The sequence below is a fragment of the Corynebacterium uropygiale genome (genome assembly GCF_021568315.1).
Classification (GTDB): Bacteria; Actinomycetota; Actinomycetes; order Mycobacteriales; family Mycobacteriaceae; genus Corynebacterium; species Corynebacterium uropygiale.
The window spans coordinates 143086-155192 of sequence record NZ_JAKGSI010000004.1 but is presented as its reverse complement, the minus strand read 5'-3'; the positions used below and the strand labels follow the sequence as shown (position 1 = coordinate 155192).

Below are 12107 nucleotides of genomic sequence, written 5' to 3'. Positions count from 1 at the left end.
CTGAGGCGGCGCCGGACGTCGTCGAAACGCTCTTAGTCCTGGTAGCGGTCAATCGCTTCCTGGAGGATGCGCTCGGCGTCCTCCTTGCCGGCCCAGCCGGAACCGTTGACGGACTTGCCGGGCTCGAGGTCCTTGTAGTGGACGAAGAAGTGCTCGATTTCGTCCTTGATGTGCTGCTGGACGTCGTCGATGTCCTGGATGTGCTCGTAGCGGACGTCGTCGATGACGCAGAGGAGCTTGTCATCGCCGCCGGCCTCGTCGGTCATCTTGAACACGCCCACCGGGCGGGCCTTGACGATGACGCCGGGGAAGAGCGGCTCGGGGAGGATGACGAGGGCGTCCATGGGGTCGCCGTCCTCGCCGAGGGTGTGGTCGATGAAGCCGTAGTCGGCCGGGTAGGCCATGGGGGTGAAGAGGTAGCGGTCGAGGTAGACCTTGCCGGTCTCGTGGTCCACCTCGTACTTGTTGCGGGAGCCCTTCGGGATTTCGATGGTCACTTCCACGCTCATGCGTCGATGTCTCCTTCTTTTTCCTCTATGTCTTGTGAGTAGTCACAAACTTGCCCCACAGTGTACCCGCCTCCCGGTTCGCGGACAGGCCTGGCCGCGGCGCCCGGGCTGCCCCGCGCTACTCTAAGGGGCGATGAGCAAGTCAAGAATGTGGTGGGCCAGCATTGCTGGGGCTGCCGTCGTCGTCATCGGAGTGATCAGCGCGGGTACGTACGTACAGGTGCAGTACTCGGGCCTGCAGTACGGGGAGCCCTATCGACTGCCTGCGGGAAGTGGGCAGCAGCTCGTCGTGCCCGCGGCGGCCCCCGGCAGCGAGGCCACCTCCGACCCCGACCTGCCCGAGGCTCTCGACGCCCTCGCCGCGCAGCACGCCGGGGCGCTCGCCCGTTTCGGTGGGCACGTGACCGACGTCAGCACGGGCGAGACCGTCTGGGATCACTCCGCTGACCAGGCGCTGCGCCCCGCCTCCTCCACGAAGGTGCTCACCGCCGCGGCGGCGATCCTCTCGCTGGGGCCGGACGACCGGATCGAGACCCAGGTCGTGGCCGGCGCGGAGCCGGGGACCGTCGTCATCCGGGCGGCGGGGGACGTGGGGCTCACGAAGGAGAGCATCGCGGACCTCGCCGAGCAGCTCGGAGGCAGCGGGCAGGAGATCGACAGGGTGCTCGTCGACACCTCCGCGTGGCTAGGCGAAACCCTCCTCCCAGGGTGGGACGCGGCGGACATTGACGCCGGATTCATCGCTCCGATGGAGCCCGCCATGCTCTACGGGGCGCGCCTGGGGGCCACCACCGGCGATGTCCCGCGCTCCCACACGCCCGCGAAGGACGTGGCGGCCGCCCTCGCGCAGGCCGTGGGCGCCAGCTCCTCCGGGACGGCGAGGGCCGACGACGCCCCGGCCGACGCCCAGGTCCTCGCACGAACCTCCTCCGATACCCTCGTCCAGCGGCTGCACACGATGATGCTGCACTCGGACAACATCATGGCGGAGGCCATCGGCCGGGAGATCGCCACCTCCCGCGGCAAGGCCCCCACCGCGGAGGGCGCCACTGCCGCGACGCTGGAGATCCTCAGCCAGCACGGCTTCGACACCTCCGGGGTGAGCATCCACGACAACTCCGGCCTCTCCCCGGAGAACCGCATCACGCCGAAGCTCCTCGACGCCATCATCGCCCGCGCCGCCACCGAGCGCGAGCTGCGCGACCTCCTGGGCGCCCTGCCCGTCGCCGGCGGGGAGGGGACCCTCCAGAACCGCTACGTTAAGGCGGCCGGGCGCGGCTTTGTCCGCGCGAAGACCGGCACCCTCACCGAGACCTCCGCCCTGGTGGGCACCGTGACCGGCGAAAACAACCACATCTACACCTTCGCCTTCATGAGCAACGGAGCCGAGATCACCGGGCAGCGGGCGGGCGTCGACGCCCTCGCCTCCGCCCTCCGCGAAGCCGGCGCCGAGGACTAGCCGGCATGAGCCGCCTGCGTCCGCCCGCGCGCTCCCCGCACCTTTTGGCCTGCCGCCAGGCCGTGCGCCGCGCCTACGCCGGCGGGCGCATTACCGTCGGGCTCTCGGGCGGGCCGGACTCCCTCGCGCTCAGCGCAGCCATCGCCGCCGAGGGCCTCCCCGCCCAGGTCCTCTGCGTCGACCACGGCCTCCAAGGCGGCAGCGACGCCATCGCGCGCGAGGCCCTCCGCCGCGCCCGCGAGTGGGGTCTCGACGGCAGCATCCGCACCCTCGACCTCCCCGCTGGGCCCAACATGGAAGCCCGCGCGCGCGACGCCCGCTACCAGGCGCTCGCCCAGGCCGCCGGCGGCGGCGAGATCTGGGTGGCCCACACCGCGGAAGACAACGCCGAGACGCTGCTGCTCGGGGCCCTGCGCGGCAACCCGGCGGGCATGGCCGTGCGGCGGGGGAGTGTGGTCCGGCCGCTGCTCGCCCTGCGCCGCGCGGACACCGAGGGCGCCTGCCGGGAACTCGGCGTCTCGTGGTGGCGGGACCCCCACAATGGTGACCCCGCCTACCGTCGGGTGGCGCTGCGCCAGCGGGTGCTCCCGCTCCTCGGGGAGATCACCGGAGGGGACCCCATCCCGGCGCTCGCCCGGGCGGCCGCCAAGATTGCGGAGGATGACGCCTTCCTTCAGGGCATCACCCCCGACGCGCGGGGGCTGAGCTGCGAGGATCTGGCGGAGTTGGCGCCGGCTGTGCGTCGTCGAGCCCTCGCGGACTGGTTGCGCGACCAGGGAATTGACGTGACCCAGGCTGCCATCGAGGGGGTAGAACGGTTGTGTACCCAGTGGCGAGGGCAGGGGCCCGTCGCCGTGGGAGGAGACCGGAGCAGGCGCATCGTGGTGCGGCGGCGGGGTGGGAGACTCGAGACCTCGGCCGAGCCCCGCTGAGGGATGTGGCAAACTGTCCGTGTCTAAGCAGAAAGGGCCAAAGGATGCACGACACGAAGGACTACGACGTTCCCGCCAACCGCTACGGCGAGGACGTGGAAGCAATCCTCATTTCCGAGGAGGAGCTGCAAACGCGGATCAAAGAGATGGCCGCGCGGGTCTCGGAGGAATACGCCGACGCCGAGGATGACCTCATCCTCATCTGCGTCCTCAAGGGGGCCGTCCTCTTCCTCACCGACTTCGCCCGCGCACTCTCCATCCCCTCCCAGATCGAGTTCATGGCCGTGTCCAGCTACGGCAGCTCCACGACCTCCTCCGGGGTGGTGCGCATCCTCAAGGATCTGGACAGGGACATTACGGGGCGGGACGTCGTCATTGTGGAAGACATCATTGACTCGGGGCTCACCCTCTCCTGGCTGCTGCGGAACCTCACGAACCGGAACCCGAAGAGCCTGCGAGTCGTTACCCTCTTGCGGAAGCCGGACGTCCAGAAGGCGAACATTGAGCTCTTCGACTGCGGCTTTGAGATTCCCAACGAATTTGTCATCGGCTACGGGCTCGACTACGTCGAGCGCTACCGTGACCTGCCCTTCGTGGGAACGCTCCACCCCCGCGTGTACTCCGGAAAATAATGAACGGTTTTTATGAAGACTAAGAAGATCCTCCAGATTGGGCTGATCGCGGCCATTGTGCTCGTCGGCCTCTTCGTTTTCGGTCTGCTGAGCGATGACACCCGCGACTTCCAGAAAGTGGACACCTCGGTGGCCATGAAGGAGTTGCAGGAGAAGAACGTCGAGAAGGCGCAGATTGATGACCGGGAGCAGCGCCTCCGCCTCACGCTCCGCCACCCCATCGAGGTGGAGCAGCAGAAGGACGTCTCCCAGATCATCACCCAATACCCCGCCCGGGCATCCCAGCCGATCCTCGACGCCGTCACCAACTCGGGGGCCGACTCCTATGACACCCACGTCACCCGGGAGAGCTTCTTAGCTTCCACCTTCACCTTCGTCATCTCGACGGTCATCTTCTTCGGCATCCTCATGTTCTTCTTCTCGAGGATGCAAGGCGGCGGCATGGGCATGTTCCCCTTCGGCGGGAACCGCGCCAAGGAACTCACCAAGGACATGCCCACCAACACCTTCGCCGACGTCGCCGGCGCCGACGAAGCCGTGGACGAACTCCACGAAATCAAGGACTTCCTCGACGACCCGACGCGCTACCACGAGCTCGGCGCGAAGATCCCGCGCGGCGTCCTCCTCTACGGCCCGCCCGGCACGGGTAAAACGCTGCTGGCCAGGGCCGTTGCCGGCGAGGCCGGCGTGCCCTTCTACTCCATTTCCGGCTCGGACTTCGTGGAGATGTTCGTGGGCGTGGGCGCCTCCCGCGTGCGTGACCTCTTCAAGCAGGCCCGCCAGAACAGCCCGTGCATCATCTTCGTCGATGAGATCGACGCCGTCGGCCGCCAGCGCGGCTCCGGCATGGGCGGCGGCCACGACGAGCGGGAGCAGACCCTCAACCAGCTGCTCGTGGAGATGGACGGCTTCGGTGACCGGGAGGGCGTCATCATCATGGCGGCAACCAACCGGCCGGACATCTTGGACCCCGCGCTGCTGCGCCCCGGCCGCTTTGACCGGCAGATTCCGGTTTCCAACCCGGACCTCGCCGGGCGAGAGAAGATCCTCGAAGTCCACGCGGAGGGCAAGCCGCTCGGCCCCGACGCGGACCTCAAGGCGCTGGCCAAGCGCACCGCCGGCATGTCGGGCGCGGACCTGGCGAACGTCCTCAACGAGGCGGCGCTGCTCACCGCGCGCATTGGAGGCAACATCATCACCGCGGACGCCCTCGAGGAGGCGACGGACCGCGTGATCGGCGGCCCGCGCCGCTCCTCCAAGATCATCTCCGAGAAGGAGAAGAAGATCACCGCCTACCACGAGGGCGGGCACACGCTCGCCGCCTGGGCGATGAAGGACATCGAGCGCGTCTACAAGGTCACCATCCTCGCGCGCGGCCGCACGGGCGGGCACGCCATGACCGCCCAGGAAGACGACAAGGGCATGTACAACCGCGACGAGCTCTTCGCGCGCCTCGTCTTCGCCATGGGCGGGCGCGCCGCGGAGGAGCTCGTCTTCGGCGAGCCCACCACGGGCGCGAGCGCCGACATCGAGCAGGCCACCAAGATCGCCCGCGCCATGGTCACGGAGTACGGCATGTCCCCGGCGCTCGGCACCGTGAAGTACGGCGAGGAGCAAGGCGACCCCTTCTCCATGCGGGGCGGCGGCGGATCCCTCGACTACTCCCCGGAGATCGCGGCCAAGATCGACCAGCAAGTCCACTACCTCCTCGACACCGCGCACGAGAAGGCCTACTCGCTGCTCTACCAATACCGCGACTACCTCGACAAACTCGCCGAGAAGCTGCTGGAGAAGGAAACCCTGCGCCGGCCGGACCTCGAGGCCCTGTTCAAGGACATCGTCCCCGCCGAGCCGGAGGACGTCTTCCCCGGCGAGAACGAGCGCTTCCCCCGGATGGCCGGGCGCGAACCCGTCCAGACTCCCGTCGAGATCGCCAAGGAGCGCGGCGAAGAACCGCCCAAGCGCTTCTCCCTCCTCGAAGCCTCCCGTGCCGCGCGCGAGAAGCGTCTGGCTGAGCGTCGGGAAGCCGAGGCCCGCGGCGAATACCGCCCGCCCGCCCGCTACCAGCCGGGCCACCCCGGCGAGGAGCGCGGCCGCCACCGCTACCCGGGCAGCGGCCCCGCGGACTACGAGGACTACTACGGCACCACCCCGCCGCCCAAGGATTGGACCGCCCCCGGCTGGCCGCCCGCACCGCGCCGCTCCGAGGAGCCCGCGCGCGAGTGGCGACGCGAGCGCGGGGAACGCGGGGATCGCGGCGAGCGTGGCGAGCGCGGGGAGCTGCGCGGATTCCGCCTCCCGGATAATGAGCAGCCCGATCACCCCGAGCGCCCCGAGGCCGAGAACACAGACAGGGGAGACAATGACTGAGGTGGACCAGCCGCGCATTGAGAAGGCAGTGCGTGAGATCCTCTACGCCATCGGCGAGGACCCGGACCGCGAGGGCCTGAAGAACACCCCCGCGCGCGTGGCCCGCTCCTACGCCGAGACGTGCGCCGGGCTCCACTGCGACCCGGCGGAGGTCCTCGGCACCACCTTCGATGAGAGCCACGAGGAGCTCGTCCTCGTCCGCGACATCCCCATCTACTCCATGTGCGAGCACCACCTCGTGCCCTTCTTCGGGAAGGCGCACATCGGATACATCCCGGGGCCCGACGGCGCCGTCACCGGGCTGTCCAAGCTCGCCCGGCTCGTGGACCTCTACGCCAAGCGGCCCCAGGTGCAGGAGCGGCTCACCCGGCAGGTGGCCGACGCGCTCGTGGAGAAGCTCGACGCGCGGGCGGTGATCGTCGTCATCGAATGCGAGCACCTCTGCATGGCCATGCGCGGCATCCGTAAGCCCGGCGCCGTCACCACGACCTCCGCCGTGCGCGGAGGCTTCCGCACCTCCGCGACCTCCCGGGCCGAGGTCCTCGCGCTCATCCGGGGGACCTCATGACGGCCCCGATCACCCCGGCCCGGCGTGTGGCCGAGCTCAGCGTGCCCGGGCGCACCCTCGTCATGGGCATCCTCAACGTCACTGAGGACTCCTTTTCCGACGGCGGCCGCTACCTCGACCCGGATGTGGCGCTGCGTCACGCGCGCGAGCTCATCCACCAGGGGGCGGACATCATCGACGTGGGCGGGGAGTCCACCCGGCCGGGGGCCACGCGCGTGGACGGGGAGCTCGAGCGCCAGCGCGTCACCCCGGTGATCCGGGCGCTCCATGAGGAAGGCATCCGCACGAGCGTCGATACGATGCGCGCGAGCGTCGCCGCGGCGGCCGTCGAGGCGGGCGTGGACATGATTAACGACGTCTCCGGCGGCCAGGCGGACCCCGACATGCTCCGCGTCATGGCCGAGAGCGGCCGCACCGTCTGCCTCATGCACTGGGAGACCGTCCGCTTCGGGGACGCGAGTGGCCGCGCCGCCCGGGAGGGGGAGGACATCGTGGCGAGCGTCCAGCGGGCGCTGGGCTGCCTCGTCGAGCATGCCGTCGAGGCCGGCGTGCCGCCCGAGGCGATCGTGCTGGACCCGGGGCTGGGCTTCGCGAAGTCCGCCGAGGACAACTGGGCCCTCCTCCACGCCCTCCCCACCTTCGTGGCCGGCGAGTTTCCGCTGCTCGTGGGTGCATCCCGCAAGCGTTTCCTCACGGCCGTCCGCGCCGAGCGCGGCCTGGCCCACACACCTATCGACGCCGATCCGGCCACCGCCGCGGTGACGACGCTCTCGGCCCACCTCGGCGCCTGGGGGGTGCGCGTCCACGACGTGGCCGTGTCCCGGGATGCCGTCGACGTCGCCGCCGCCTGGGCCGCGGGCGGTCGCGCGGGGAAGGAGAGCGATCATGGCTGACAGAATCGAGTTGAAGGGGCTGCGCTGCTTCGGCTACCACGGGGTGTTCGAGGAGGAGAAGCGCACGGGGCAGGCGTTTATTGTCGACGCCACCTGCTGGGCTGACCTCCGCCCCGCCGCGGAGAGCGATGACCTCTCCCAGACCATCAACTACGCGGAGCTGGCGGAGATCATCTACGGCATCGTGACGGGCCCGCCGCGCGACCTCATCGAGGCCGTCGCCGGGGAGATCGCCGACACCGCCATGCGCGCATTCCCGCAGCTCCACGCCATTGAGATCACCGTCCACAAGCCGCAGGCCCCCATCCCGCGGGAGTTCGCGGACGTGGCCGTGGTGGCCCGCCGCTCCCGGAAGGGGATGCGCGCATGATCGAGGCGGTGCTGTCCATCGGGTCCAACATGGCGGACCGGCAGGCCCTCCTGGACGGGGTCATCGAGCACTTCGCCGAGGCCGAGCAGCTCCGCGCCGCCTCGCGCACCTATGCCACCCCGCCGTGGGGCGTCACCGACCAGGAGGATTTCCTCAACGCCACGCTCCTCGTCGAGGTCCCCGACGAGCCCCTCGAGCTCCTGCGACGCTGCCAGGCGCTGGAGAACGCCGCGCACCGGGTCCGCGAGCGCCGCTGGGGCCCGCGCACCCTGGACGTCGACATCATCCAGATCCGCCGCGACGGCCACGAACTCCTCAGCGAGGACCCCACCCTCACCCTCCCGCACCCGTGGGCCCACGCGCGCGCCTTCGTCCTCATCCCCTGGGCGGAGATCGAGCCAGAGGCCCAGCTGCGCGGCCAGCCCATCGCCGAGCTCATCGCCGCCCTCCCCGACGACGACGTCCAGGCGGTGACCCCCCCATGAATAAGACCTCCCCCTGGATGCTCGTGGGCACCGCCGTCTTCTGCGCCGCCGCCGGAGCGATCCTCGCATGGGGCTTCTACGGCCGCTTTCCCAGCATCCCGCTGAGCGCCAGCCTCACCCTCGGGGCGCTGGCGCTCATCTGCGCGATCCTGGGCTATGTGGTCCGCAGCCGGGTGAACGATGGCGGCATCGGCCAGGACCGCAGCCAACTCAACCCGGTGACCGCCTCCCAGTTCCTCATCATGGGGAAGGCGGCGGAGTGGACCGGGTCGATCCTCGGCGGGGGATACGTCGGCCTGGCGTTCTATGTGGTGCCGGCCTCGCGCTGGCTTCTCGCCGCCGCGGAGGACCTCACCCCGGTGCTGCTCGCCGCGGGGGCGGGCATCCTCCTCGCCCTGGCGGGCGCGTACTTGGAAAACTCCTGCCACCTGCCACCTCCCACAGATGGCGAGCCTGTCGGGTAGATTCTATTCCATGAGTGCTCAGTCCCCGGATAATGAACGGAAAGGATCAGTAGACCGCGGTCTGGTTCTGCTGATCCTCTTGATCGTTCTCGCTCTCGTGGCGAGCGTGATCATGCTGGTCACCAACTCCTCTGGTGCTCTCAAACTGGCGTTATTGGCGGCGCTGTGGGCTGCGATCATCGGGTTCTTCCTGGTGACGCGCTACCGACGCCAAGCCGACGAGTCCCGTCGCGAACTCGAATACGCCCGGGACCTCTACCACGCCGAGATGGAGTGCGCCGAGGCGGAGATGGAAGTGGAGCAGGAACGCTTCGCCCGCGAATACGCCGAGAAGCAGCGCGATCAGCACGCCGACACCCTGGAACGCATTCACGAACAATTGGGCGCCCTCCGCGGGCAGCTGGAGGACATCGCCGGGCAGACCTTCGAATACGAGCCGGCGGCACTGCGCGCCGAGGCCCGCCGGGTCCTCGAAATCGAGCAGGAGGCCCGCGTCCCGGATCCCGAACCCCAGGACGGCCACCGCGCCCCCTCGGCCGACGCCGTGGCGGGGCGCATCGGGCAGCAGCCCAGCCACCCCATCCGCTACCCCTGGGCGCAGGGCGAACCCGCCGAGGACGGCCACAACCCCCGCGACCAGCGCACGGACGAGGACGCCGCGCCGAGCCGAGCCGAGGGCCCGCGCAGCGAACAGCCTGCGCAGCCCCGCACGAGCACCCGGCCGACGAAGCCGGAGGAGCCCGAGGACGCGGAGACCGAAGAAGCCGAGGAGCAGGGGAGCCGGCGGCCCAGCGGGCACGGCAGCGCCGCCGGTGCTGCCGGTGCCGGTTCCGCTCAGACCTCCCAGAGCGGTCCCAGCGCGGATGAGACCGCCACCATCCACTTCGACACCGGCTCCTTCTCCGCCGTGAGCTGGGACAATAAGGAGCACCGCGGCGCCCACGAGCGCCCCGAGGCCCCGAGCACCGAACGCCGCGGCCGCCGCCGGGCCGACGATAAGCGCGCCGGTAGCTTCACTGTCGCGGAACTCCTGGCCCGCGCCCGGGAGATCCAGGAGGAGGAGTGAACCCGGCGCCCCGGCTGAGTATCTTCAGGATGGGCAGCGGCGAGGAGGAGGAGACCAGACTGCTCCTCGAGGCCCTCGAGCGCCGCGGGCACCGCATCCTGCCCATCCCAGAGACGCCGCGTCCGTGGGACGAGTGGGTCCGGCTCATCGAGGAGGCCGAGATGATCCTCCTCAACCCCGCCAAGGGGGAACTCAGCGCCCTTATTACAACCATCACGCCGTACGTGCGCCCGCGGCAGATCATCGCGCACACGAGCCCGACGCACGGGGCCATCGCACTCAACGGCCTCTACCTCAAGGGGGCGGTGACGGGGAGGATTATCCCCGTGGCAGGCCCGGAGGCTGTGTTTCGCGTCGAGGGGGCCGACGACCTGGCCCGGGCCTCACTCGAAATCCTTGTTCTCGACGTGGGGGCGAAAGTCTTTCACGATGATGCCGACACCCTGTCGGCAGGCCCCGATAAGTCTCCGGTTCCCGACTGGCTCCTGGAACTCTGGGAGGCAGCGGGCACGGCCGATCCCCAGGGGAAGCAGGAGCTCCTGCGGCGCCTTCGCGCCGAGGCGGAACGGCGAGGAGATGAGACCACCCTCGCGCACCTGCGCGCGCTAGAACAATACGGGAAATAAGGCGGCCGGGGGGGAAAGCTAAAAAGAGGGGATTTGCCCGCCTACATTCTCTACGCGGTGGGTGAATCGTCGTGTTTTGTCTCCGGTTTGATGATTCCCAGCGCGCCGAGTATGCCCACGAGTATCACCGCCACAAGCACCCCAATTCCTAGTGCGGCAGCGATTTGTCCTAAGAAGGGCCAGTGTGTGTGCCCACGGATGATATGCACAGCGATAAGCGCTGCGACGATACCGAATAGGGACACATAGTGTTCGCTCTTGGTCATTGTCTTCCTTTCTTAGTAGTTGTGTGCTATCGGTTTCTGTTTTCACCGTAGGGGGGAGACACTTGAATGTCAATGATAAGTGATAGATCAACGAAAAAAGTACCTCCGCATGAGTGCGAACGAACGACCATGCGGAAGTAGACGAAAGTGACCATCCGTAGAGACGAAGGGTGATTACTCCTGCCGCCTCCACGCCGAAATAGGTTTCTGACCTGCGCTTTCCCCCGCGCTAGCGCTCCCCCGCGGTGTGGCGCGCGAAGTCGTGGAGCTGCTCGGTTCCTACGATGTCGTGTTCGAGGAGCGGGATCTGGACGAGCGGAACATCGGGGAGCGCCTCCCGCAGGGTGGCCAGGTGCTGCTCCTCCACCTCGTGGCGCCTGGCGAGGAACTCGCCCTGATCCACGGGGGAGCGCCGGTTCACCACGAGAGCCGGCACGCGCAGGCCCTGGTGGCAGGTGAGTTCGTGGTGGAACTCGATGGTCTCCGCGACGGGCAGGGCCTCCGCGGTGAGGACGAGGATGAAGGCGCAGCGGTGGGCGTCGCTAAGGAGGTCGCGGAGGCGGGCGAAGAGCTCGCGGCGCTCGTGGAGAATGTGCCGCAGCTCCTGGTTTCGCTGCTCCAGGGGGCTGGCTGCGGCGACGGCCGCATCCTTGGCGCTGAGCCCCCGGGCGGCGGCGGAGAGGCGGTCGGCGGTGTCGCGGCGGCGCAGCAGGCCGTCGGTCCACGCGGACATGAGCTCAGGCAGCGCGAGGAGGCGCGCGGTGTGCCCGGAGGGGGCGGTGTCGACGACGATCCGGTCGTGCGTCGTCCGGTGGACGTCGACGAGCTGGGCGATGCGCTCGAGGATCGCGGCCTCGTGGGTGCCGGGGGCGTGGGCGGCCAGCTGCACGTGGCGCTCGATTTCCTTGTGCAGGCGGGGCGGGCTGAGCCGGCGCATGGTGGCCTCCACCTGCTTAAGGTGGGCGGCGGTGGTGCGGGCGGCGTCGATCTCGATGACGTCGAGTGTCTCGCTGAGGGAGTGGCCGTCGTCGCCGATGCTGTGCTCGAAGAGGTGGCCGAGGTTGTGCGCGGGGTCGGTGGAGATGAGCAGGACGCGCTCGCCGCGCTGGGCGCAGGAGAGGGCGGTGGCGGCGGCGCAGGTGGTTTTGCCTACGCCGCCCTTGCCGCCGAAGAAGAGAAGTTGCTGGTCATCGAGGTGGTCTAGCAGCATCGGATTCCTTCAATGGGGGAGTGATCCATCCCCATGCGTTGGTGCCACTCGTGGAACTCCTCGTAGACGACGGGGAGGAGCTCCATCGTGTGATAGGCGGCGGGGTTGGGGAGGCCGAGCGCCTCGGAGAGAACGAGGAGGAGGAAGAGGTCGTCCTCCTCGCGGGCGGCCCGGAGGAATTCCCGCCGGTAGGGGGCCATGTAGAACTCGGAGAGCCCCGCTTGGAAGGAGGACCACTTCTCTTTCCATGACATGGG

General features: G+C 69.0%; 15 protein-coding genes. 11 read left to right on the top strand and 4 right to left on the bottom strand.

Translation table 11 applies throughout. From position 1 onward, the window contains the following. Nucleotides 1–32: 32 nt before the first annotated feature. Nucleotides 33–509 carry an inorganic diphosphatase gene (locus L1O03_RS08505; RefSeq protein WP_236119354.1) on the bottom strand — a complete coding sequence of 159 codons (477 nt, stop codon included), beginning with the start codon at nt 507–509 and terminating at the stop codon, nt 33–35. Nucleotides 510–642: 133 nt separating this feature from the next. Between L1O03_RS08505 and dacB the strand changes: the two genes are divergently transcribed. The 11 genes from dacB (at nt 643) to L1O03_RS08450 (ending at nt 10374) form a co-directional block, all read left to right on the top strand. Continuing rightward, nucleotides 643–1968, top strand: coding sequence for a D-alanyl-D-alanine carboxypeptidase/D-alanyl-D-alanine endopeptidase (gene dacB, locus L1O03_RS08500; RefSeq protein ID WP_236119353.1), 1326 nt, complete (start codon nt 643–645; stop codon nt 1966–1968). A 5-nt stretch (nt 1969–1973) separates the two neighbouring features. Next, nucleotides 1974–2900: a tRNA lysidine(34) synthetase TilS gene (tilS, locus tag L1O03_RS08495; RefSeq protein ID WP_236119352.1), complete on the top strand. Its 927-nt coding sequence runs from the start codon at nt 1974–1976 to the stop codon at nt 2898–2900. A 44-nt stretch (nt 2901–2944) separates the two neighbouring features. Next, complete coding sequence (hpt, locus tag L1O03_RS08490; RefSeq protein ID WP_236119351.1) at nt 2945–3532, top strand: hypoxanthine phosphoribosyltransferase; 588 nt, start codon at nt 2945–2947, stop codon at nt 3530–3532. Between the two features lie 12 nt (nt 3533–3544). Continuing rightward, nucleotides 3545–5902 (top strand): ATP-dependent zinc metalloprotease FtsH, encoded by a 2358-nt coding sequence (gene ftsH / locus L1O03_RS08485; RefSeq protein WP_236119350.1) that lies wholly within the window; start codon nt 3545–3547, stop codon nt 5900–5902. Next, complete coding sequence (folE, locus tag L1O03_RS08480) at nt 5895–6470, top strand: GTP cyclohydrolase I FolE (protein ID WP_236119349.1); 576 nt, start codon at nt 5895–5897, stop codon at nt 6468–6470. Before ftsH ends, folE begins: the two co-directional genes overlap by 8 nt. After that, on the top strand, nt 6467–7363 hold the full coding sequence (gene folP / locus L1O03_RS08475; RefSeq protein WP_236119348.1) for a dihydropteroate synthase: 897 nt from the start codon (nt 6467–6469) through the stop codon (nt 7361–7363). The genes folE and folP overlap by 4 nt, the downstream gene beginning before the upstream one ends. Further along, entirely contained in the window at nt 7356–7733 is a 378-nt protein-coding gene (gene folB / locus L1O03_RS08470; RefSeq protein ID WP_236119347.1) for a dihydroneopterin aldolase, read from the top strand. Before folP ends, folB begins: the two co-directional genes overlap by 8 nt. After that, nucleotides 7733–8218: a 2-amino-4-hydroxy-6-hydroxymethyldihydropteridine diphosphokinase gene (folK, locus tag L1O03_RS08465; protein WP_236119538.1), complete on the top strand. Its 486-nt coding sequence runs from the start codon at nt 7733–7735 to the stop codon at nt 8216–8218. The genes folB and folK overlap by 1 nt, the downstream gene beginning before the upstream one ends. Continuing rightward, on the top strand, nt 8215–8682 hold the full coding sequence (locus L1O03_RS08460) for a DUF3180 domain-containing protein (RefSeq protein WP_236119346.1): 468 nt from the start codon (nt 8215–8217) through the stop codon (nt 8680–8682). Before folK ends, L1O03_RS08460 begins: the two co-directional genes overlap by 4 nt. A 79-nt stretch (nt 8683–8761) precedes the next feature. Then, complete coding sequence (locus L1O03_RS08455) at nt 8762–9748, top strand: DUF6779 domain-containing protein (protein WP_236119345.1); 987 nt, start codon at nt 8762–8764, stop codon at nt 9746–9748. After that, on the top strand, nt 9745–10374 hold the full coding sequence (locus L1O03_RS08450; RefSeq protein WP_236119344.1) for a hypothetical protein: 630 nt from the start codon (nt 9745–9747) through the stop codon (nt 10372–10374). Before L1O03_RS08455 ends, L1O03_RS08450 begins: the two co-directional genes overlap by 4 nt. Before the next feature lie 50 nt (nt 10375–10424). Here L1O03_RS08450 and L1O03_RS08445 read toward each other — a convergent pair whose 3' ends face one another. The 3 genes from L1O03_RS08445 to L1O03_RS08435 form a co-directional block, all read right to left on the bottom strand. Then, complete coding sequence (locus L1O03_RS08445) at nt 10425–10640, bottom strand: hypothetical protein (protein WP_236119343.1); 216 nt, start codon at nt 10638–10640, stop codon at nt 10425–10427. A 229-nt stretch (nt 10641–10869) separates the two neighbouring features. Beyond that, nucleotides 10870–11850, bottom strand: a complete 981-nt coding sequence (locus L1O03_RS08440) for an ArsA family ATPase (RefSeq protein ID WP_236119342.1) — start codon at nt 11848–11850, stop codon at nt 10870–10872. Continuing rightward, nucleotides 11841–12104 (bottom strand): cory-CC-star protein, encoded by a 264-nt coding sequence (locus L1O03_RS08435; RefSeq protein WP_236119341.1) that lies wholly within the window; start codon nt 12102–12104, stop codon nt 11841–11843. Before L1O03_RS08435 ends, L1O03_RS08440 begins: the two co-directional genes overlap by 10 nt. Nucleotides 12105–12107 lie beyond the last annotated feature (3 nt).